General features: G+C 64.2%; 23 protein-coding genes. 18 read left to right on the top strand and 5 right to left on the bottom strand.

Annotated features, from left to right (window positions below):
• From A3728_RS19940 to lpxB, 8 genes are all read left to right on the top strand, one after another.
• Positions 1–517: site-2 protease family protein (locus A3728_RS19940; protein ID WP_201722357.1), on the top strand; the 517-nt coding region annotated here is incomplete at its 5' end.
• Between the two features lie 85 nt (positions 518–602).
• Complete coding sequence (locus tag A3728_RS23890; protein WP_269084753.1) at positions 603–728, top strand: hypothetical protein; 126 nt, start codon at positions 603–605, stop codon at positions 726–728.
• A gap of 242 nt (positions 729–970) precedes the next feature.
• Entirely contained in the window at positions 971–3,238 is a 2,268-nt protein-coding gene (bamA, locus tag A3728_RS19935) for an outer membrane protein assembly factor BamA (RefSeq protein WP_067927857.1), read from the top strand.
• Positions 3,239–3,245: 7 nt separating this feature from the next.
• Complete coding sequence (locus A3728_RS19930) at positions 3,246–3,824, top strand: OmpH family outer membrane protein (protein ID WP_067927855.1); 579 nt, start codon at positions 3,246–3,248, stop codon at positions 3,822–3,824.
• 81 nt (positions 3,825–3,905) lie between these two features.
• Positions 3,906–4,379 (top strand): 3-hydroxyacyl-ACP dehydratase FabZ, encoded by a 474-nt coding sequence (gene fabZ, locus A3728_RS19925; protein ID WP_067927853.1) that lies wholly within the window; start codon positions 3,906–3,908, stop codon positions 4,377–4,379.
• Complete coding sequence (gene lpxA / locus A3728_RS19920) at positions 4,376–5,158, top strand: acyl-ACP--UDP-N-acetylglucosamine O-acyltransferase (protein WP_067927850.1); 783 nt, start codon at positions 4,376–4,378, stop codon at positions 5,156–5,158. The genes fabZ and lpxA overlap by 4 nt, the downstream gene beginning before the upstream one ends.
• Positions 5,158–5,955, top strand: a complete 798-nt coding sequence (locus A3728_RS19915; protein ID WP_067927847.1) for an LpxI family protein — start codon at positions 5,158–5,160, stop codon at positions 5,953–5,955. The genes lpxA and A3728_RS19915 overlap by 1 nt, the downstream gene beginning before the upstream one ends.
• Complete coding sequence (gene lpxB / locus A3728_RS19910; RefSeq protein ID WP_067927844.1) at positions 5,952–7,133, top strand: lipid-A-disaccharide synthase; 1,182 nt, start codon at positions 5,952–5,954, stop codon at positions 7,131–7,133. The genes A3728_RS19915 and lpxB overlap by 4 nt, the downstream gene beginning before the upstream one ends.
• 37 nt (positions 7,134–7,170) lie before the next feature.
• Here the strand turns inward: lpxB and mnmA are convergent, their stop codons facing one another.
• On the bottom strand, positions 7,171–8,313 hold the full coding sequence (gene mnmA / locus A3728_RS19905) for a tRNA 2-thiouridine(34) synthase MnmA (protein WP_067927841.1): 1,143 nt from the start codon (positions 8,311–8,313) through the stop codon (positions 7,171–7,173).
• Between the two features lie 125 nt (positions 8,314–8,438).
• Here mnmA and sciP point away from each other — a divergent pair, with 125 nt between their 5' ends.
• The 5 genes from sciP to A3728_RS23885 all read left to right on the top strand — a co-directional run bounded on the left by sciP (position 8,439) and on the right by A3728_RS23885 (position 14,060).
• Positions 8,439–8,717, top strand: a complete 279-nt coding sequence (sciP, locus tag A3728_RS19900; RefSeq protein WP_067927838.1) for a CtrA inhibitor SciP — start codon at positions 8,439–8,441, stop codon at positions 8,715–8,717.
• A gap of 99 nt (positions 8,718–8,816) precedes the next feature.
• Complete coding sequence (ctrA, locus tag A3728_RS19895; RefSeq protein WP_067927836.1) at positions 8,817–9,536, top strand: response regulator transcription factor CtrA; 720 nt, start codon at positions 8,817–8,819, stop codon at positions 9,534–9,536.
• A 78-nt stretch (positions 9,537–9,614) separates the two neighbouring features.
• Complete coding sequence (ligA, locus tag A3728_RS19890; protein ID WP_067927833.1) at positions 9,615–11,735, top strand: NAD-dependent DNA ligase LigA; 2,121 nt, start codon at positions 9,615–9,617, stop codon at positions 11,733–11,735.
• The gene (recG, locus tag A3728_RS19885; RefSeq protein ID WP_067927830.1) at positions 11,732–13,822 is read left to right on the top strand and encodes an ATP-dependent DNA helicase RecG; all 2,091 of its coding nucleotides are present in this window, start codon (positions 11,732–11,734) and stop codon (positions 13,820–13,822) included. Before ligA ends, recG begins: the two co-directional genes overlap by 4 nt.
• Positions 13,823–13,931: 109 nt before the next feature.
• Complete coding sequence (locus A3728_RS23885; protein ID WP_269084752.1) at positions 13,932–14,060, top strand: hypothetical protein; 129 nt, start codon at positions 13,932–13,934, stop codon at positions 14,058–14,060.
• A 245-nt stretch (positions 14,061–14,305) separates the two neighbouring features.
• Here the strand turns inward: A3728_RS23885 and A3728_RS19880 are convergent, their stop codons facing one another.
• Complete coding sequence (locus A3728_RS19880; protein ID WP_067927825.1) at positions 14,306–14,770, bottom strand: iron-sulfur cluster assembly scaffold protein; 465 nt, start codon at positions 14,768–14,770, stop codon at positions 14,306–14,308.
• A gap of 88 nt (positions 14,771–14,858) precedes the next feature.
• Here A3728_RS19880 and hisI point away from each other — a divergent pair, with 88 nt between their 5' ends.
• Positions 14,859–15,218 (top strand): phosphoribosyl-AMP cyclohydrolase, encoded by a 360-nt coding sequence (gene hisI / locus A3728_RS19875; protein WP_067927822.1) that lies wholly within the window; start codon positions 14,859–14,861, stop codon positions 15,216–15,218.
• Between the two features lie 15 nt (positions 15,219–15,233).
• Here hisI and gluQRS read toward each other — a convergent pair whose 3' ends face one another.
• Genes gluQRS through trmFO form a run of 3 tightly spaced genes read right to left on the bottom strand, consistent with a single transcriptional unit; the run spans position 15,234 to position 18,092 of the window.
• Positions 15,234–16,079 carry a tRNA glutamyl-Q(34) synthetase GluQRS gene (gluQRS, locus tag A3728_RS19870; RefSeq protein ID WP_067927819.1) on the bottom strand — a complete coding sequence of 282 codons (846 nt, stop codon included), beginning with the start codon at positions 16,077–16,079 and terminating at the stop codon, positions 15,234–15,236.
• The gene (locus A3728_RS19865) at positions 16,076–16,690 is read right to left on the bottom strand and encodes a class I SAM-dependent DNA methyltransferase (RefSeq protein WP_067927816.1); all 615 of its coding nucleotides are present in this window, start codon (positions 16,688–16,690) and stop codon (positions 16,076–16,078) included. Before A3728_RS19865 ends, gluQRS begins: the two co-directional genes overlap by 4 nt.
• A 52-nt stretch (positions 16,691–16,742) precedes the next feature.
• Entirely contained in the window at positions 16,743–18,092 is a 1,350-nt protein-coding gene (gene trmFO, locus A3728_RS19860) for a methylenetetrahydrofolate--tRNA-(uracil(54)-C(5))-methyltransferase (FADH(2)-oxidizing) TrmFO (RefSeq protein WP_067927814.1), read from the bottom strand.
• Positions 18,093–18,458: 366 nt separating this feature from the next.
• On the opposite strand from trmFO, the gene A3728_RS19855 reads away from it, so the two are divergent.
• From A3728_RS19855 to A3728_RS19840, 4 genes are all read left to right on the top strand, one after another.
• Entirely contained in the window at positions 18,459–18,902 is a 444-nt protein-coding gene (locus tag A3728_RS19855; protein ID WP_067927810.1) for a PaaI family thioesterase, read from the top strand.
• Positions 18,903–19,064: 162 nt separating this feature from the next.
• A complete protein-coding gene (gene rplM / locus A3728_RS19850) occupies positions 19,065–19,526 on the top strand; it encodes a 50S ribosomal protein L13 (RefSeq protein WP_067927808.1) in 462 nt (153 codons plus the stop codon).
• A 2-nt stretch (positions 19,527–19,528) separates the two neighbouring features.
• Positions 19,529–20,032 (top strand): 30S ribosomal protein S9, encoded by a 504-nt coding sequence (gene rpsI, locus A3728_RS19845; protein ID WP_067927804.1) that lies wholly within the window; start codon positions 19,529–19,531, stop codon positions 20,030–20,032.
• Positions 20,033–20,219: 187 nt separating this feature from the next.
• On the top strand, positions 20,220–20,422 hold a 203-nt coding region (locus A3728_RS19840), incomplete at its 3' end, for an LLM class flavin-dependent oxidoreductase (RefSeq protein ID WP_150120909.1).

The raw sequence follows: 20,422 nt of genomic DNA, 5'->3' as shown, positions 1-20,422 counted from the left end.
CCAGACGCTGCCCTTCACCCTGACGCCGCGTTCCACGGATGAGCCGCAGGCGGACGGCAGTTTCGCCAACAACCTGCGCATCGGTATCGTGAGCGACATGGCGTTCCGCCCCGCCACGGAAACTCCCGGCATGGGGGAGGCCTTGGTGGGGGGCGCGCGCAACATGTGGCGCATCATCGAAGGGTCCTTCGCCGGACTGAAGCAGATGATCATCGGCAATATCAGCACCTGCAATCTGTCGGGGCCGGTGGGCATCGCCCAGACCTCCGGCGCGATGGCGAGCCAGGGTGCGACTTCCTTCATCAATTTCATCGCTGTGCTGAGCACCGCGGTGGGGATGCTCAACCTCTTCCCCATTCCCGCGCTCGACGGGGGGCATCTGGTTTTCTACGCCTATGAGGCCGTCGCCCGGAAACCCCCCAGCGATGCCGCGCTGCGGGTGTTGATGAGCATCGGCATCGCGCTGGTCCTGACGCTGATGGTATTTGCGCTTTACAACGACGTCTTCTGCCCCTGAGCGTTTTGCCCCGGATTTGCCACAATTCGTCAAACTCGCGCCTCAATCGACTGTCATTCTGACGGTTAGACATGAGGAGTGCACCATGCAGACGATTCAAACATCCTATCGTGGCCTGAGCCTGCTGATGGATCTGAACTGGGACCGCGCGCTCTATACGGGTGCGATCGCCGCGGCACTTCTGGCCGGGTCCTGGCTCGGTTCGCTCTGAGCGGCATCCCGCCATCTTATCCACAGCATAATGGGGGGCTATCGCCGCCCGCCGCAGGATCTGGTGATCTTTTTCGTCCCGCTTGCTTTTGACAAGCCAAGCCAATCTCGGTACTCAGTACGCCAAATGACCTCTTGAGATTGGGCGGTACGATGGGACTGAGGAACGAGGGGGAAAAACCCTCCGGCCGGACGAACTTCGACGGTTTCACGACGACTGCGAAGGGGATTTCCCTTTCGGTCATGATTTCGGTGGCTTGGCTCCTTCCCGGGGCGCAGGCGACAGCGCAGGAATACCGGTTCGATACCGTCGTGATCGACGGTAACCAGCGCATCGGCGACAGTGCGATCATCGCGCGCGCTGGCCTGCGGCGGGGGCAGGCGATTTCAGCCGGCCAGTTGAACGACGCCTACCAGCGTCTCCAGAACACCGGCCTCTTCGAATCCGTGGCCATTGAACCGCGCGGCAATACGCTGGCGATCACGGTCGTCGAGTTGCCGACGCTCAATCAGGTCAGCTTCGAGGGCAACGCCCGGATCGACGACGAAACGCTGGCCGAACTCGTCTCCTCCGACGAGCAGCGCGTTTTCAATCCGACGCTTGCCGAACAGGACGCCGCCGCCATCGCCGAAGCCTATAGCAACGATGGCCGCATCGCCGCGCGCGTGCAGCCCCGGATCATTCGCCGGGATCAGAACCGCGTCGATCTTGTGTTCGAGATCTTCGAAGGCGACAACGTGGAGATCGAGCGGATCAGCTTCGTCGGCAACCGCGTCTATTCGGACAGCCGGTTGCGGCGGGTGCTGGGCACCAAGCAGGCCGGGCTCTTCCGCCGTCTGGTCCGCCGGGACACGTTCATCCCCGACCGGGTGGAGCTGGACAAGCAATTGCTGCGCGATTTCTATCTGGCGCGCGGATATGTCGACATGCGCGTACAGGCGGTCAACGCCCAGCTCACCGAAGAGCGTGACGGTTATTTCGTCAATTACAACATTACCGAAGGTCAGCAATTCCGCTTCGGCAAGGTCTCCCTCAGCTCCACCATGCCGGGGCTGAACGCAGCGCGCTACCGCGACATCATCGATATCGAACCGGGTGAGATCTACACCCCCACACGCGTTGAATCCGACATCGCGCGGCTGGAACGTCAGGCAATCCGGGACGGTGTGGACTTTCTGCGGGTCGAGCCGCGTGTCACCCGCAACGACCGGAACCTGACGCTGGATATCGAATATGTGCTGTCGCGCGGCGAACGCATCTTTGTCGAGCGGATCGATATCGAAGGCAACACCACCACGCTGGACCGCGTCATTCGCCGGCAGTTCGACAGTGCCGAGGGCGATCCGTTCAACCCGCGCGAAATTCGCGAATCCGCCGAACGTATCCGCGCGCTGGGTTATTTCGAGGAGGCAGAGGTCAATGCACGCGAAGGCTCCAGCCCCGATCAGGTCGTGGTGGACGTGGATGTTCAGGAAAAGCCGACCGGGTCACTGAACTTCGGCGGGTCCTTTTCTAACAACGACGGTGTCGGCGTGGCCATCAGCTTCGCCGAGGAGAACTTCCTTGGCCGTGGGCAGAAACTGTCGCTCGCCATCTCCACCGCGTCGGAGGCCACACGCTACGGGCTTACCTTCGTGGAGCCGAGCCTGTTGGGCCGGGATGTCGCTTTCGGGCTGACGCTGGATTATGCCGAAACGGATTCCTCCTTTGCCACCTACAATACCGAGAGGCTGGTATTTCAGCCGAGCCTCACCTTCCCGGTGAGCGAGAATGGGCGGGTGCAGCTGCGCTATACCGCCGAGGATATCGAGGTTACGGCGCGTGATACGCCTGTCCATGGCCTCGTGATCGCGGATGACATCGCGGCGGGTTCGCAGCTGTCGTCTTCATTGGGCTACACCTACACCTATGACACCCGGCTTACTGGTCTTGATCCGACGATGGGGATGCTCTTCCAGATCGGTCAGGATTTCGCCGGGATCGGCGGCGACAGCAGCTACATCAAGACCACCGCGAAGGTCATCGGCGAAAAGAAGATCTTCAACGAAGACGTGACGCTGCGGGCGACGCTGGAAGGCGGCGCGCTGGCGTGGAACAGCGGCAACAACCGCGTGGTGGACCGTTTCATCCTGACCCCGTCCATTCTGCGCGGTTTCGAACCGGGCGGCATCGGCCCGCGGGAAATCTCCGCCACACGGGACGATCCGTTGGGCGGCAACCTCTATGTCGCGGCGCGTTTCGAAGCCGAATTCCCGCTCGGTCTTCCGGAAGAGTATGGCATCAACGGCGGCGTCTTCTATGACGTGGGGAACCTTTGGGATCTCAGCGATGTGAACCTGAACAGTGCCAGTGTCGTGGGTGAATCCGGCTCTTTCCGCCATGTGATCGGCGTTTCGGTCTTCTGGGATACGCCCGTGGGTCCCCTCCAGTTCAACGTGTCCGAAGCGTTGAAGAAGGAAACCTACGACAAGGAACAGAAGTTCGAGATCACGCTGCGGACGGATTTCTAGGCGGATCATGCAGGGCCTTGTGATACGGCTGGTGCTGGCGGCGGGGCTTTGTGCCGCGCCGGCGGTGCAGGCACAGCAGCAGCCGGAGACGGTTTCGCCACCGTCGCTGCCGCGAACGGTGCAGAGCCCGATCCTCACCATCGATTCTGACCGGGTGTTTCTGGAAAGCGAATTCGGCCAGCGCGTCGCCGAGGAGATCGAGGAACGCGGCAACGCGCTCTCGGCGGAGAACCGGAGGATCGAATCCGACCTCGAGGCCGAGGAACAGGAACTGACGCTGAAACGCGCGCAGATGTCCCCGGAGGCCTTTCGCAGCCTTGCGGATGATTTCGACGAAAAGGTTCAGTCCATTCGACGCGCGCAGGCCGCGAAGTCCCGTGCGCTCAACGCGCAGCTCGATGAGGAACGCGAAGCCTTCCTCGCTGCGGCAGGGCCGGTGTTGGAGCAATTGATGCGCAATGCGGGGGCCGGGGTAATCCTCGAACGCCGCTCCGTTTTTGTCAGCGCCTCGGCCATCGAGATCACGGATGCCGCCATCTCCCTGCTGAACGAGACCATCGGAAGCGGCGAAGGCGCGGGCGACTGACAGGCCGCAACCGGCCCGCGCTTGCCCAGCGCAGCCGGAGTTGCTAGCCATGGCGCACGCCGGTGCAACAAAGGAAACCGAATGACCGAAGAGCTTCAGAGCGCCGACATCATGATGATTCAGCGCATCCTGCCCCATCGCTACCCCTTTCTGCTGATCGACAAGGTGGTGGATATCGACGGCACGAATTCCGCGCGCGGCATCAAGAACGTCACTATGAACGAGCCGCATTTCCAGGGGCATTTCCCCGGAACGCCGATCATGCCGGGCGTGACGATCGTGGAAGCCATGGCGCAGACCTCCGGCGTCATGCTGGGCATCGCGCTCGATATCATCGATCAGGAACTGCTGATCTATTTCATGTCCATCGACAACTGCAAGTTCCGGCGCAAGGTCGTCCCCGGGGACGTGCTGGAAATGCAGGTGAAGACGCTGCGCGGCAAGAAGGGCGGCAAGATCTGGAAGTTTTCCGGCGTTGCCACGGTCGAGGGCGAGATGGCCGCCGAAGCGGAGTTCATGGCCTATGTGGACATGTCCGCAGGCAAGGACGCATGAGCGGGATCCATCCCAGCGCGATCGTCGAGGAAGGCGCGCGTATCGATCCCAGCGCGACGGTCGGGCCATTCTGTACCGTAGGGTCGCAGGTGGTGCTGGGACCGGATGTCGTGTTGAAGAGCCACGTCGTGGTGACCGGCCAGACCGAGATCGGCGCGGGCACGGTGATCTTTTCCTTCGCGGTGATCGGTGAAATTCCGCAGGATCTGAAGTTCAAGGGCGAAGCGAGCAGGCTGGAGATCGGCGCGCGCAATCGCATCCGTGAACATGTGACGATGAACTGCGGCACCGAGGGGGGCGGCGGCGTCACGAAGATCGGCGATGACGGGTTGTTCATGGCCGGATGCCATATCGCCCATGACGCCATTCTGGGCGACCGGGTGATCGTGGTGAACTCGGCTGCCGTAGCGGGGCATTGCATCATCGAGGATGATGTCATCATCGGTGGTCTCGCGGGTATACACCAGTTCGTGCGCATCGGGCGCGGCGCCATCGTCGGTGCCGTGACGATGGTGACCAACGATGTGATACCATACGGTCTCGTACAGGCGCCGCGCGGTGAGCTTGATGGGCTGAACCTCGTAGGGTTAAAGCGTCGCGGCGTGGCGCGCACCGATATCACCGCCCTGCGCGCGGCTTTCCAGATGCTGGCGCAGGGGGAGGGCACGTTCCATGACCGGGCAGCGCGTCTGGGGGAGGAAACCCAAAGCGCCCCGGTGCGTGAGATCGTGGATTTCATCATGGCCGATACCGGCCGTCATTTCCTGACGCCGCGCTGATGCTTGCGCTGATCGCAGGCGGCGGCGACCTGCCGCGGCAGGTTGTGGCCTCGCAAAAGGCACGGCCGCTGGTCTGCGTTCTCGACGGCGCGCAACCCGATGGGGTGGAGGCTGACCGGACATTCCGGCTTGAAACGCTGGGTTCTCTTCTGGCTGAATTGCAGGATGCGGGGGTCGACAGGGTCTGCTTTGTCGGCGACGTGGCGCGGCCCCGGTTCGATCCCTCGGCACTCGATGCCGCGACGATGCCACTGGTGCCGCGTTTTCAGGCCGCGCTGGCGCAGGGCGACAACGGCGCGCTCGAAGTTGTGCGGGACATTTTTCGCGAGGCGGGGTTTGCCGTCATCGGCGTTCACGAATTACTGCCTGATCTTCTGGCCGGCCCCGGCGTGCTGAGCCGGGCGGCGCCGGATGAGCAAATGCGTCGCGACGCCGCCCGCGGGGCGCAGGTGCTGGCGGCCCTGTCGGCGCTGGACATCGGGCAGGCCTGCGTCGTGGGCCGGGCGCAGGTGGTGGGCGTCGAAGCCATCGGCGGTACGGACCACATGCTCGCCACCTTGCCCGACGTTGCCCGCAGCGCGCAGGCGATCCTGTGCAAGGGGCCCAAGCGCGGCCAGATACGGGAGATCGATCTGCCTACCATCGGGCCGCGCACCGTGCAGAATGCCTGCGATGCCGGTCTTGCCGGGATCGTGCTCGACGCGGCGGGCGTTCTGCTGCTGGAACGTGACACCTGCGTGGCACTGGCCAACCGTCACGGGCTGGTGCTTTGGGTAAGGGAGGAACCTGCGCCGTGAAAGTCTTCATCCTCGCCGGTGAACCATCGGGAGACAACCTGGGCGGCGCGCTCATGGCGGGGCTGAAATCACTGGTGCGGGATATCTCCTTCGTGGGCGTCGGCGGTACCCAGATGCAGGCGGAAGGTCTTGAAAGCCTTTTCGATATGAGCGAATTGAGCGTCATGGGCCTGGCCGAGATCCTGCCGCGCTACCGCTCGCTGATGGCGCGTATCGATCAGACCGCAGAGGCGGTGATCGAGGCCGCACCGGATGTACTGATCACCATCGACAGCCCGGACTTTTCCCTGCGGGTGGCGCGCCGGGTGCGTGCGCGCAGCGAGTTGCGCATCGTACATTACGTGGCGCCCACGGTCTGGGCGTGGCGACCGGGGCGCGCGCGCAAGATGGCCCGGTGGGTGGATCATGTGCTGGCGCTCTTTCCTTTCGAGCCGCCCTTCATGCAGGCCGCGGGCATGGAATGCGACTTCGTGGGCCATCCGGTCGTGGCCGAACCCGTGGCCAGCGCGGAGGAGGCCGCGGCCTTCCGTGCGGAGGCCGGCATCGGCGATGCGCCGCTGTTACTGGTCTTGCCCGGCTCCCGCAGCGGAGAGGTCGCGCGGCTCGGGCCGGTGTTGCAGCAGGCGGTCGCCCGGATCATGGCGGAGGCGCCGGATACCCGTATCGTGATCCCCGCGGCAGCTTCCGTTCTGGCCGAAGTGCGGCGCATGACCCGCACATGGGAGGGCGCGCCCGTTGTGCTCGACCCGACCATGCCGGATGCCGCGACAGGCGCTGCGATGAAACGCGCGGCGTTTCGTGCGGCGGATGTGGCGCTGGCGGCCTCGGGGACGGTATCGCTCGAACTGGCGGCGGCGCGCACGCCGATGGTGATCGCCTATGACATGAGCTGGCTCAGTCGGCAGATCATCGGGCTGATGCTGAAGGTGGACACGGTCACACTGGTGAACCTCGTTTCCGAAACCCGCGCGGTGCCGGAATTCATCGGCGCCAACTGCCGCCCCGGCCCGATCGCACGCGCGACACTAGACCTGTTTGACGAGCGTTCCACCCAGTTGGCCGCGATGGAAAGTACGATGCAGCGACTCGGGCAGGGGGGCGAGGCGCCCGGTCTGCGCGCGGCACGCGCCGTGCTGCGCGGGATGGGCCGGGCGGAAGCGGACGGGCAGGCCGGCTGACACCCGGCTGCCACCGTGCCAGTGCCGATGCCTCGCCTCAGCCGCGGTGGATCCAGCCGCCGCCGAAGATACGGGTGCTTTCGGGATCGTAGAAGACACAGGCCTGCCCCGGCGAAACACCTTCCTCCGGCGTCAGCAGTTCGACCTCTGCCGTGCCGTCGGGCAGCGGGCGCAGGATCGCGTCACGCGGCGGGCGGGTGGAGCGGACCTTGACCGCCACGTGCCATTCAGCGCGCGAGGCGAGCGGCGCATCGCCGAGCCAGTTGATCTCCTTCACCGGGATCGTGCGCGTGGCGAGCATCTTCTTCGGCCCCACGACGACTTCCTTGCGCTCCGCATCCAACCGCACGACGTAGAGCGGATCTGCAAGCCCGCCGATGCCCAGCCCCCGGCGCTGACCGATCGTGTAGTGTATGACGCCTTCGTGCTGGCCCAAGACGTTGCCCTCGGGGTCCACGATATTGCCGGGGTCCGCCGCTTCGGGGCGCAGTTTGCGGATGACGGCGGCATAGTCGCCGTTCGGCACGAAGCAGATGTCCTGACTGTCGGGCTTGTCCGCGATGGAAAGCCCATATTTCGCGGCGAGGGCACGGGTTTCATCCTTCGACGGCAGGTGGCCCAGCGGAAAGCGCAGGTAATCCAGCTGTTCGGGCGTGGTCGAAAAGAGGAAATAGCTCTGATCGCGATTGGCATCGGTGGCGCAATGCAGTTCGGCCCCGGCGGGCCCGTCCTTGCGCTGGATGTAATGGCCCGTCGCCATGCAGTCGGCTTCGAGGTCGCGCGCCGTTTCCAGCAGGTCCTTGAATTTCACCCTCTCGTTGCAGCGGATACAGGGGACAGGGGTCGCGCCGCCCAGATAGCTGTCGGCGAATTCGTCGATCACGGCGTCCTTGAAGACATTTTCGTAATCCAGCACGTAATGGGGAAAACCCATTTCCTCGGCCACGCGGCGCGCATCGTGAATGTCCAGCCCGGCGCAGCAGGCGCCCTTCTTGGCCAGCGCCGCCCCGTGATCGTAAAGCTGCAGCGTCACGCCCACCACGTCATAGCCTTCGTCGGCCAGCATGGCGGCCACGACAGACGAATCCACCCCGCCGGACATGGCCACAACGACACGGGTTTCAGCCGGTGGTTTGGCGAAACCGAGCGAATTGATCGGATGGGGCGTGTCGAGAGGCATAACGGGCTCCGGGCGATGTCCGCGCGCAATATAGGAAAATGCGCCATACTCGCAAGGCGTGGTTTCACCGGGCGTTAAGGGCGCACCCCCCATTCCGAACACTCCTGTAACGCTGGGAGCCGCCCATGTACCTCAAGAAAGTCGATGGTTTGCGCACTGTGACACTGGCCTGCGGGCGCCGGATGACCCGCGCGGATCTGCCCCCCGCGGAAACCCGCCGATGGGTCGCATCGCGCAAGGCCGCCGTGGTGCGGGGCGTGATCTACGGGCTCATCACCCGGCAAGAAGCGCTGGAACGCTATGGGCTGAGCGAGGAGGAATTCCTCGAATGGGTGCGCGCGGTTTCCGATCACGGAGTGGATGCCCTAAAGGCAACCGCGGTACAAAAATATAGACAACTTTAAGTTGCTATATATATTGGGGTTCATTGTTTACGTGTGATTAACCTATTTTGATCACCCTTGGTTTCGAGCCCATATTTGTGCAGCGGAGATTTTTCGAAAATGAGAGTTTTGCTTGTCGAAGACGACCCCACGACGTCCAAAAGCATTGAGCTGATGCTCAGCCATGCGAACCTCAACGTCTATGCGACCGACCTCGGGGAGGAGGGGATCGATCTTGCCAAGCTCTACGATTACGACCTGATCCTGCTGGACCTGAACCTGCCGGACATGCACGGGCACGAAGTGCTGCGTCAGCTTCGGCTTTCCCGCATCGAAACGCCCATCCTGATCCTCTCTGGCGCGGACGATACCGAAAACAAGATCAAGGGCTTTGGCTTCGGGGCGGATGATTACCTGACCAAACCTTTCCACCGCGAAGAACTGGTCGCGCGGATCCACGCCATCATTCGCCGGTCGAAAGGCCATGCGCAGGCCCTGATCCAGACCGGCCTCGTGACGGTGAACCTGGACGCCAAAACCGTGAGCGTCGAGGACAAGCCGGTTCACCTGACCGGCAAGGAATACCAGATGCTGGAGCTTCTCTCGCTGCGAAAGGGAACCACGCTGACGAAGGAAATGTTCCTCAACCACCTTTACGGCGGCATGGACGAGCCGGAACTCAAGATCATCGACGTCTTCATCTGCAAGCTGCGCAAGAAGCTCAGCACGGCGACGGGCGGTCTCAATTATATCGAGACGGTCTGGGGGCGGGGTTATGTGCTGCGCGATCCCCAGCCCGAAGTACTGCCGGCGCAACGTTCGCTCGCCGTGGGGGCCTGACCCCGGGCGAAACGACTGGACCTGCTTGCGGGCGCCGCCTATCTAGAAGCCTGTTCCACAAGGCGGAGGGCGGTCCCGTTGACAGCGGAAATTGCGGTAGAGGATCTGAACGCGGCCCAAGCGGAACAGGAACTGGCGCGGCTTGCCGATGCGCTGGCCGCGGCGAACCAAGCCTATCACGGTGCCGATGCCCCCGAGATTTCGGATGCGGAGTACGACAGGCTCAGGCAGCGCAATCACGCCATAGAAGAGCGGTTTCCAAAGCTCAAACGCGCCGACAGCCCCACCGAACAGGTGGGCGCAACCCCGGCGGAAGGCTTTGGCAAGGTGCAGCATTCGGTGCCCATGCTGTCGCTCGGCAATACCTTTTCGAACGAGGATGTGGAAGAGTTCGATCGCCGCATTCGCAAGTACCTCGGCCTCGGCGATGGCGACAAGCTTTCCTACACGGCGGAACCGAAGATCGACGGGCTGTCGCTTTCCCTGCGCTATGAGGCGGGCAAGCTTGTCCGCGCCGCCACCCGCGGGGATGGCCGCACCGGCGAAGACGTGACGGCGAATGCCCGTACCATCGATGATGTGCCGACAACGCTCAAAGGCGCACCCGAGGTGCTGGAAATCCGCGGCGAAGTCTACATGAGCCACGACGATTTCGCCGCGCTCAACAAACGGCAGGAAGAAGCCGGGGCAAAGACCTTCGCCAATCCGCGCAACGCCGCCGCGGGATCGCTGCGCCAGCTCGATTCCCGGATCACCCGGTCACGCCCGCTGAAATTTTTCGCCTATACCTGGGGCGCCCTTTCCGAACCGCTCGCCGATACCCAGAAAGGGGCCCTCGACCGGATGGAAGAGCTCGGCTTTTCCACCAACCCGCTTACCGCGCTCTGCACCGGGCCTTCGGAGCTGATCGCGCATTACGAAAAGATCGAAGCCCAGCGGGCAACGCTCGGCTATGACATCGACGGCGTGGTCTACAAGGTCAACGACCTCGCCCTGCAGGAAAGGCTGGGCTTCCGGTCCACCACCCCGCGTTGGGCCACGGCGCACAAATTCCCCGCCGAACTCGCCTGGACGCGGCTCGAAGCCATCGACATCCAGGTGGGGCGGACGGGCGCGCTTTCACCGGTGGCGCGGTTGGCGCCGGTGACGGTGGGCGGGGTGGTTGTCTCCAACGCGACCTTGCACAACGAGGACTATATCGCCGGGCTGGACAGCCGCGGCGAACCCATCCGGGATGGTCGCGATATCCGCATCGGGGATTGGGTGCAGGTCTACCGCGCGGGCGACGTGATCCCCAAGATCGCCGATGTGGACCTTGCCCGCCGTCCTGCCGATGCGCAGCCTTACGTCTTTCCGACGGTCTGCCCCGAATGCGGCAGCGATGCCGTGCGCGAACCCGGGGATGCGGTGCGCCGCTGCACCGGGGGGCTGATCTGCCCCGCGCAGGCGGTGGAAAAGCTCAAACACCTCGTGTCCCGCGCGGCCTTCGACATCGACGGCCTGGGCGCAAAGCAGGTGGAGCAATTCTACCTCGACGGCTGGATCGCCGAACCGGCGGATATCTTCACGCTGAAGGAGCGGTATGGCGCGGGGGCGGAGAGTCTGCAAAACCGCGACGGCTGGGGCGCCAAGTCGGCGGATAATCTCTTTGCCGCCATCGAAGACGCGCGCAAGGTGCCGCTGGCCCGGCTGATCTTTGCGCTGGGGATCCGGCATGTGGGCGAAGTGGCATCAAATCTTCTGGCCCTGCATTACGGCACCTTCGAGGCGCTGGAAAAGGCGCTGGTGGCGGCACAGGATCTTTCCGGCCCCGCGTGGGAAGACCTGATCGGGATCGACGGCGTGGGCGCTGTCATGGCCGGATCGCTCGTGGCCACTTTCGCGCAGGAGGCGGAGCGCGCTTCTATCGACCGGCTTCTGGCGCAGCTGGAGGTTCAGCCCGCCAAACGGCCTGAAACGCAGGACAGCCCGGTGGCTGGCAAGACGGTCGTCTTTACGGGCACGCTCGAAAAGATGACCCGGGCAGAGGCCAAGGCCCGCGCCGAACGGCTGGGCGCCAAGGTCTCGGGCTCCGTCAGCGCACGGACCGATCTGCTGGTGGCCGGGCCGGGGGCCGGGTCCAAGGCGGCGAAGGCCGCCGAACTGGGCGTCGAGACGCTGGACGAAGACGGCTGGCTCGCGCTTATCGGCGACGCATGACAGGCCGGCCCGAGCAGCTCTTTCCGCTTTTTGCCGGTCTCGAAACACTTGAAGGGGTCGGCCCCAAGACCGCGAAGCTGATGCAGACCCTGCATATCGAGGCGCCGCGCGATCTGCTTTTCACCTTGCCGCACAGCGGGATCGACCGGCGCAGGCACGACACCGTGCAGGATGCGACGCTGCCCGCGACGCTGACCGTGGCCGTCACAATCGGCGCCCATCAGCCCGCCCGCAGCCGGGGCGGGGCCTACCGCATACAGGTGACAGATGCGCGCACCAGCTTTCAACTGGTCTATTTTCATGTGCGGGGCGATTATCTGTCCCGGCAGTTGCCCGAAGGCGCGCGGCGGATCGTTTCGGGGCGGGTGGAGCTTTTCGACGGCATGGCGCAGATGGTGCATCCCGATTTCGCGCTGCCGGAAAACGAAGCGGGCGATATCCCGGATTTCGAACCTGTCTATCCGCTCACCGCGGGGCTGACGCAGAAGGTCCTTTACAAGGCCACGCGGGCCGCGCTGAAACGTGCACCTCTCTTGCCTGAATGGATCGACGAACAGCAGCGTAGCCGCGCCGGATGGCCCGATTTTGCCACGGCGCTCGAACAGGCGCATGACCCGCGTGAGCTGTCGGACATTTCCCCGCGACACCCCGCCCGGGAAAGGCTGGCCTATGACGAGCTGCTGGCGCATCAGTTGACACTGGCGCTCGCCCGGCAGCACCGCCGCCGCAAGAAGGGCCGGGTGAGCGCGGGCACCGGCAGCTTGCAGGGCAAGGTGCGCGCGGCGCTGCCCTATGCGTTGACCGGGGCGCAGGAACGGGCGATCGCGGAGATCACCGCCGACATGGCCAGCCCCCAGCGCATGAACCGGCTGTTGCAGGGTGACGTGGGCGCGGGCAAGACCCTCGTGGCGCTGATGGCGCTGCTCGCGGCGGTCGAATCGGGCGGGCAGGGCGTGCTCATGGCCCCGACAGAGATACTCGCCCGGCAGCACCTGCAGGGGCTGCGGCCCCTTGCGGAAAAGGCGGGCGTCGTGCTGGAATTACTCACGGGCCGGGACAAGGGGGCCGAACGCACGGGCAAGCTGGCGGCACTGGCGCGCGGCGATATCCATGTGCTTTGCGGCACCCATGCGGTGTTTCAGGCCGATGTCGCCTTTCACGATCTGCGCCTTGCGGTGGTGGATGAGCAGCATCGTTTCGGCGTGCGTCAGCGGCTGGAACTGGGGCGCAAGGGTCAGCAGGCGGACGTGCTGGTGATGACGGCAACCCCGATTCCCCGTTCGCTGGCATTGGCGCAATACGGTGACATGGATGTCTCCGTGCTGGACGAAAAGCCGCCCGGTCGCCAGCCGATCCGCACCGCCATGGTCAGCAGCGAGCGGATGGACGAAGTGCTGAACCGGCTGCGCGCGGCCATCGCCGAGGGGAAGCAATGCTATTGGGTCTGCCCGTTGGTGGAGGAGCGCGAGACAAGCGATCTTACCGCCGCCGAAGACCGCTTCCGCCGACTGCGCGCTGCATTGGGGGAAGGGGTCGTGGGTCTCGTGCACGGGCAGATGCCCCCGGCAGAGAAGGACGCCGCCATGCGCGCCTTTCAGAAGGGTGAGACGCAGGTGCTGGTCGCCACCACAGTGATCGAGGTTGGCGTCGATGTGCCCAATGCGACAATCATGGTGATCGAACAGGCGGAGACCTTTGGGCTGGCGCAACTGCATCAGTTGCGGGGGCGGGTCGGGCGCGGAACCGGCGCGTCGACCTGCCTGCTACTCTACCGTCCCCCGTTGGGGGAGGCGGGTCGCAAGCGGTTGGAGGTGCTGCGCGGCACGGAAGACGGCTTTGTCATCGCGGAAACCGATCTGGCCATGCGGGGCACGGGGGATCTGATCGGGACGGCGCAATCGGGCATGCCGCGATTCCGGGTGGCCGATCTCGAACGGCAGGCGGACCTGATGCAGATTGCCTTGTCGGATGCGCGGGCGTTGCTGAATTCCGATCCGGGGTTGGAAAGCGCCCGGGGCAGGGCGGCGCGACTGCTGCTCTGGCTCATGCGGCAGGATGAGGCGATTCGCCTGATATCAGTGGGTTAGACCCTCCCGCACCGCGTTCTGTTCGTTTTGTTCACTAATGTTCCTATAAAGTTCTTTACTTGGCGCGGGGGATGTGAGAACAAAACAGAAACGAATGGGAGGAAGTGACATGACGACGCTACATACATTTCGCAGGATATTGCGGCAGGCCGATACAACGCTGTTGCAGGATGCGCTTGGTGGTGCGGCGCTCGTCGTGATGCTGTTCATCGGCTTGCATCTTCCTGCCATCGTCTAGGTCTGCCTGCGCTTTCATGCCGGTTCTTCGGGTGCGTCCGCCCTCGACGCTGCCACCGCCCTGTGCCTGTCTTGCGGTGGCGGGTTCATCCCCCTGAGGGGCCGGGTCCCACATGGAAAACGCATTGCCTGCGCCGCCGTTCTGTTTGAACGGCGGCGTTTTTTTATAGGGGGATTGTGAGACAGGGATTGAAAAGGTCGCGGAACGCTTTTGCGCGGACCTCAAAAACACGCGGCGAGGTCGGTTCAGCCGTTCGCCCCGGCGCTTTCCACTTCGGCGGCCTCTGCCATGGCGTCGGCCAGCGCCTCGATCGACAGCAGGATCGACGCGTGGCGATTCTTGTATTCCACCGCCGGGGTCAGGACCTCGAACCCTTCGAAGGGCGCATCGGGCACCGGCCCGCCGCTCTTGAGCATGGCGCGCAGCTGATCGCGGGCGGTTTCCACCTGCGCGCGGGTCGCACCGGGGGCGGCTGCACCCACGACGGCGGCGGCGGCCTGCCCCAGCGCGCAGGCCTTCACGTCTTGGCCGAACGCCTCCAGCCGGTCGCCCCCTGTGCGCACGTCCACCGTGACGGTCGAACCGCAGAGGGGGGAGCGGCGCGTCACGCTGGCATCCGCATCGTCGAGTCGCCCGAGGCAGGGAATATCCGCGGCAAGCGCCAGAATCCGCGCCGAGTACAGTTTAATGAGGTCGGTTTCGCCGGACATGCTCGCTCCTTTGGGGTGGTTCGCCGCGGGCCTTGTGACTACATAAGCCGCACACACCGTGATGCCAAACCCTGCCGGGAGAAAATAGATGGACTTTGATCCACAGTCGCTACGCTACGACGCCGCAGGGCTGATCCCCTGTATCGCGCAGGATGCCACATCGCATGAGGTGCTGATGATGGCATGGATGAACGCGCAGAGCGTGCAGCGGACGCTGGAAAGCGGGCTGGTGACCTATTGGAGCCGCTCGCGGCAGGAATTCTGGGAAAAGGGCGCCACCAGCGGCAATCGCCAGAAGCTGGTCGAGCTGCGCTATGATTGCGACCGCGACTGCCTGCTGGCGCTGGTGGAACAGACCGGCCCGGCCTGCCACACCGGGCGGCGCAGTTGTTTCTACACGGCGATCCGCGCGGGCAAGGAACATGAGTTGATGGCGCCCATGGACTGACCGGGGAAGCCCCGCTCAGTCGATCAGGCCGACCATGCGCCGGATATCATCGGGCGTTTTGCCCGCTTCCCGAAAGAGCGACAGGCTGCGCGCATCGTCGCGCTTGGCCAGCCGCTTGCCGGCCTCGTTCCGGATGAGACGGTGGTGATGATAGATAGGCGTGGGCAACCCCAGCAGATGCTGTAGCAGAACCTGCACACCCGTGGTGTCGAAGAGGTCCGCGCCGCGGATGACATGGGTGATCCCCTGTTCGGCGTCATCCACCACCGCCGCCAGCACGTAGGATGCGGCCTCGATCTCCTTGCGGCCCAGGACCGTATCGCCTTGCGTCTCCAGCAGCGTTTCGGGCCGCACCTCATGGGTGCCTTCGTAGTTCGGGCCGGTATCGGTGAAGGTGAGGGGGCCGTTCAGCGTTTCAAGCGCGGCTGTCATGTTCAGGCGCAGCGCGTCGCCGGGCTGGCGGCTTGCCATGTCCCGGCCGCGGCAGATGCCGGGATAGACAGGCGGGGCCACAACACCTTCCTGCGGGGCCGAAAGTGCGGCGCGAATATCCGCCCGGCGGCAGGAACAGGGAAAGACCAGCCCCCGCTGGGCGAGGCTGTCGATGATCTGAGCATAGTGATCCAGCCGGTCGGATTGGCGCAGCACCGGTCCTTGCCACGTCAGGCCGAGCCAGTGCAGATCATCCTTTATCTGCGCCTCCCATTCCGGGCGGGCGCGTGTGGTATCAGTATCCTCGATGCGCAAAAGAAAGCGCCCGCCCGCCGCGCGCGCCATGTCATGGGCAAGGATCGCCGAATAGGCATGGCCCAGGTGAAGCGGCCCTGTGGGAGAGGGCGCGAAACGGGTTCGGAAGCTCACGATTTGCGAATGACGTAGACGTTCGAGCCAAGATCGAGGCCGGGCAGATGTGGCCCGTGTTCACGGAACAGCAATTGGCCCGCCCCGCAGTCGAGCCATTCGCTCACGCGGCCCTCGTTCTGCTTTTCGGCCAATGCGTGATCGTTGAAGGAAAAGACCAGCAGCGCATCCCGCGCTAGCCCCCGCATCAGCGTGTCGAAGACCGAGATCGGCGCGGCCCCGGCCCCGATGACGCCAATGGCGGCGATGGCGGCATAGCTGGACAGGTCATGGGGCAGGGCGCCGTCGGCGTCGATCGGCGTGAGGGTGCGGTAGACGCCCTTGGCCTCCGCCTCCTTCAGCATGTCGGGCGAAGGGTCGCAGCCGTCGATCGTGGTGAAACCGGCCTCCGCCAGCGCCTTGCCGGAAAGCCCGGTGCCGCATCCGAAATCGAGGATGGGGCGCGTCCTGTCGGTGGAAAACCTGGCAAGAGCCTCGGCGCAGCGCGCGGGCGTGGCATAGCCCTGTCCCGTCACTTCGGAATCGTAGCTTTCCGCCCAGTCATCATACAGCCGACGGGTCGATGCCGCATCACGGGCGGCATAGGCCTTGTCGAGAAACGATTTACCCATGCAGGGATGTTACGAAGCGCTTCGCCGCGCGTCCAGTACCAACTGCCTGAAATTACACCGCAGGTTGCGGAGCAAGCCAATCCTGCCAATCGGCCTTGGCGCGGTCGGTATAGGCCTTGTACCGGTCCTTGCGTCCGCGACGGCCCGATTTGAGCCCCTCGACGGGCGGAAAGAGCCCGAAGTTGACGTTCATCGGCTGGAAGGTCTTTGCATCCGCGCCGCCGGTGATATGCGTCATCAGCGCACCCATGGCCGTGGTGGCCGGAGGCGGCGGTGTCTCTCCCCCCGTCGCTTCGGCCGCGGCCATGCGCCCGGCGAGCAAGCCCATGGCGGCGGATTCCACGTATCCCTCCACCCCGGTGATCTGTCCGGCAAAGCGGATGTTGGGGCGGCTGCGCAGGCGCATCCGGTCATCCAGCAGCGTGGGCGAATTGATGAAGCTGTTGCGGTGGATGCCGCCCAGCCGGGCAAAGCTCGCATTTTCCAGCCCCGGGATCATCCGGAATACATCAGTTTGGGCACCGTATTTCATCTTCGTCTGGAAGCCCACGATATTGTAGAGCGTGCCCAGCTTGTTATCCCGGCGCAGCTGGACCACGGCATAGGGTTTGATGTCCGGCTGATGGGCGTTGGTCAGGCCCACGGGTTTCATCGGTCCGAAGCGCAGGGTTTCGCGCCCGCGTTCGGCCATCACCTCGATGGGCAGGCAGCCGTCGAAGTAACCTGCCGTTTCGCCTTCGCGGAATTCGGTCTTGTCGGCGGCGAGCAGCGCGTCGATGAATGCCTCGTACTGGTCGCGGTCCATCGGACAGTTGAGGTAGGCGGTGCGCTCCTCCTCCGTCTCGCCCTTGTCGTAGCGCGATTGCATCCATGCGCGGGTCATGTCGATGCTGTCGTGATAGACGATGGGCGCGATGGCGTCGAAGAACGCCAATGCGTCAGCGCCGGTTTCGCGGGCGATGGCTTCGGCCAGCGCGCCGGAGGTGAGCGGCCCGGTCGCAACGATCCAGCGGCCCGTCTGCGGCAGCTCCGTGATCTCGCCTTCCTCCACCGTGATGTCGGGATGCGCGCGCACGGCCTGGGTGACCGATGCGGCAAAGGCGTCCCGGTCCACGGCCAATGCGCCGCCCGCCGGCAGGCGATGCCGGTCGGCCATCTGCATGATCAGCCCGTTCGCCTGCCGCATTTCCCAATGCAGCAGACCCACGGCGTTCTGTTCGCTGTCGTCCGAGCGGAAGGAATTGGAACAGACCATTTCCCCCAGGAGCCCGGTCTGATGGGCGAAGGTTTCCACCTTGGGGCGCATTTCGTGCAGGATGACGGGCACACCCGCGTGGGCGGCCTGCCATGCGGCTTCGCAACCGGCCATGCCGCCGCCGATGATATGAAGGGGTTCTGTCATGGGGTCGATGTAGGGCAGGGCGCGCGCGGGCGCAATACGCCCGAGGCGGGCCGCAGTGGCATCGGCGGGGGAGGGTTGGCTTTTGGGATCGCCGCTGCGGGAATGGCCGATCAGTGAGAGGCTGATCTGGAGGGACCTTCCGCCGGCGGCGATCCAAAGCGTGCGAACCCGTGGTCCGCGACCCGTTATTGCCCCGTTTCGGACAAATTCGCCAGTAAAAAATTACAAACAATAGGGATAAGTTTTGGAAACGATGGAATATTTCGGCGGCCCTTCCGCGCGAGTCTCGTTTTTTGCGGCCCCAAGCCTTGTGCCTGCGCCTCTTTCTAGCCATTTTCCGGCGCAAATTCAGGAGGAAGAGAGCAGATGCCATTGGTGATGGACGCACAGGCGTTGACCGCATTCCTGCGCGACGTGTTCGAGCAGGTGGCCGAGGATTTCGCCATCGACCGGGTGGACGAAGACGGGCTGACCATGCGGCTGTTGGTGGCGCACCGTCACCTGCGCCCCGGCGGGACGGTCAGCGGCCCGTCGATGTTCGCGCTGGCGGATGTGGCGGCCTATCTGGCAACTTTGGCGATGATCGGACCGAAGGCGCTGGCGGTGACGACGAATTGCTCAATCGATTTCATGCGCAAACCGGCAGCCGGGGTCGATCTGGTGGCGGAGGCACGGCTTCTGAAGCTCGGGCGGCAGCTTTCGGTGACGGACGTGCTGCTGTTTTCCGCGGGCCAGGACAAACCCGTGGCCCGGGCGAGTCTGACCTATGCGATCCCGCCCGAGGGGATGAAGGGCATCGGTGACGCGTGAGCGATGGGGTAAAATAATACCTTATTCACAACCACATGATTTAACGGTATTTTATCAGGCTTGTGTCGCTTGACGCGCAATTTGAACCGCGTATAACCCGCCCATCACACGGTGGTGCCGCTCCGGCGCGTGCCACGCTCACTCCATCTACGGGAATTTCCGATGAAAACCTTTTCTGCGACACCGGCAGACATCGACAAGAAATGGATCCTGATCGACGCCGAAGGCATCGTTCTGGGCCGTCTTGCATCGATCGTCGCCACGCGCCTGCGCGGCAAGCACAAGCCTTCCTTCACGCCCCACATGGATTGCGGTGACAATGTCATCGTCATCAATGCGGACAAGGTCCAGCTGACCGGCAAGAAGCGCGAAGAGCATTTCTACTGGCACACCGGCCACCCCGGCGGCATCAAGTCCCGCACCAAGGAGCAGATCCTCGAAGGCGCACACCCCGAGCGCGTGGTCACGCAGGCCGTCAAGCGGATGCTGCCCGGCAACCGCCTGAGCCGCCAGATCATGACAAACCTGCGCGTCTATGCCGGGTCCGACCATCCCCACGAGGCGCAGAGCCCCGAAGTTCTGGACGTCAAGTCCATGAACGCCAAAAACACGCGGAGTGCATGAGCATGGCTGAAGAAATCAAGACACTCGAAGGGCTCGAAGCGGCCGTGACCGAGAACATCGGCGGCGTGCAGGGCACCGACCCCGAAGCTTCCGTTTCGCGCGAACCCCAGCGCGACGATCTGGGCCGCGCCTATGCCACCGGCAAGCGCAAGGACGCGGTCGCCCGCGTCTGGATCAAGCCCGGTTCCGGCAAGGTCACCGTCAACGGCAAGCCGCAGAACGAATATTTCGCGCGCCCCGTGCTGCAGATGATCCTCGCACAGCCGTTCTCGGTTGCCGGGGTCGAGGGGCAGTTCGATGTGGTCGCCACCGTCAAGGGCGGCGGCCTGTCCGGTCAGGCCGGTGCGGTGAAACACGGCGTCTCCAAGGCGCTGCAGCTTTACGATCCCTCTCTGCGCGGCGCCCTGAAGGCGGCCGGCTTCCTGACCCGCGACAGCCGCGTGGTGGAACGCAAGAAGTACGGCCGCGCCAAGGCCCGCAAGAGCTTCCAGTTCTCCAAACGCTGATTGCTGCATATTCCGCAACATCTGGAAAAGGCCGCTCCCGTGGGGGCGGCCTTTTTCACGTTTGTGCCTTGGGGGGCCGTCCCGGGGGCGCTGCCCCCGGACCCCCGGAGTGTTTGAAAAAGGGTGAAAGGGGTGGAAGGCGGGGCGAGCGGGGCTTACCCCCGTTATTCAAAGCAGGAGTGATGCGATGAAATACTCAGTTCTCGACCTTGCCCCCGTGCCCGAAGGATCGGATGCGCGCCAGGCCATCGCGAATACCGTCGATCTTGCCCGGCACGCGGAGGATTGGGGGTATCACCGCTACTGGCTGGCGGAGCATCACAACATGCCGGGCATCGCTTCTGCCGCCACATCGGTGCTGATCGGTCATGTGGCGAATGCGACCAAGGC

Origin of the sequence: Sulfitobacter sp. HI0040 (genome assembly GCF_001634885.1) — a bacterium.
Classification (GTDB): Bacteria; Pseudomonadota; Alphaproteobacteria; order Rhodobacterales; family Rhodobacteraceae; genus Sulfitobacter.
This window is presented reverse-complemented; position numbering and strand designations above follow the sequence as displayed.

Excerpts from the sequence above, each read along its gene's own strand:
- A3728_RS23890 (WP_269084753.1), top strand. The coding sequence starts at position 603 with ATGCAGACGATTCAAACATCCTATCGTGGCCTGAGCCTGCTGATGGAT.
- bamA (WP_067927857.1), top strand. The coding sequence starts at position 971 with ATGATTTCGGTGGCTTGGCTCCTTCCCGGGGCGCAGGCGACAGCGCAG.
- A3728_RS19930 (WP_067927855.1), top strand. The coding sequence starts at position 3,246 with ATGCAGGGCCTTGTGATACGGCTGGTGCTGGCGGCGGGGCTTTGTGCC.
- fabZ (WP_067927853.1), top strand. The coding sequence starts at position 3,906 with ATGACCGAAGAGCTTCAGAGCGCCGACATCATGATGATTCAGCGCATC.
- lpxA (WP_067927850.1), top strand. The coding sequence starts at position 4,376 with ATGAGCGGGATCCATCCCAGCGCGATCGTCGAGGAAGGCGCGCGTATC.
- A3728_RS19915 (WP_067927847.1), top strand. The coding sequence starts at position 5,158 with ATGCTTGCGCTGATCGCAGGCGGCGGCGACCTGCCGCGGCAGGTTGTG.
- mnmA (WP_067927841.1), bottom strand. The coding sequence starts at position 8,313 with ATGCCTCTCGACACGCCCCATCCGATCAATTCGCTCGGTTTCGCCAAA.
- sciP (WP_067927838.1), top strand. The coding sequence starts at position 8,439 with ATGTACCTCAAGAAAGTCGATGGTTTGCGCACTGTGACACTGGCCTGC.
- ctrA (WP_067927836.1), top strand. The coding sequence starts at position 8,817 with ATGAGAGTTTTGCTTGTCGAAGACGACCCCACGACGTCCAAAAGCATT.
- recG (WP_067927830.1), top strand. The coding sequence starts at position 11,732 with ATGACAGGCCGGCCCGAGCAGCTCTTTCCGCTTTTTGCCGGTCTCGAA.
- A3728_RS23885 (WP_269084752.1), top strand. The coding sequence starts at position 13,932 with ATGACGACGCTACATACATTTCGCAGGATATTGCGGCAGGCCGATACA.
- A3728_RS19880 (WP_067927825.1), bottom strand. The coding sequence starts at position 14,770 with ATGTCCGGCGAAACCGACCTCATTAAACTGTACTCGGCGCGGATTCTG.
- hisI (WP_067927822.1), top strand. The coding sequence starts at position 14,859 with ATGGACTTTGATCCACAGTCGCTACGCTACGACGCCGCAGGGCTGATC.
- A3728_RS19865 (WP_067927816.1), bottom strand. The coding sequence starts at position 16,690 with ATGGGTAAATCGTTTCTCGACAAGGCCTATGCCGCCCGTGATGCGGCA.
- trmFO (WP_067927814.1), bottom strand. The coding sequence starts at position 18,092 with ATGACAGAACCCCTTCATATCATCGGCGGCGGCATGGCCGGTTGCGAA.
- A3728_RS19855 (WP_067927810.1), top strand. The coding sequence starts at position 18,459 with ATGCCATTGGTGATGGACGCACAGGCGTTGACCGCATTCCTGCGCGAC.
- rplM (WP_067927808.1), top strand. The coding sequence starts at position 19,065 with ATGAAAACCTTTTCTGCGACACCGGCAGACATCGACAAGAAATGGATC.
- rpsI (WP_067927804.1), top strand. The coding sequence starts at position 19,529 with ATGGCTGAAGAAATCAAGACACTCGAAGGGCTCGAAGCGGCCGTGACC.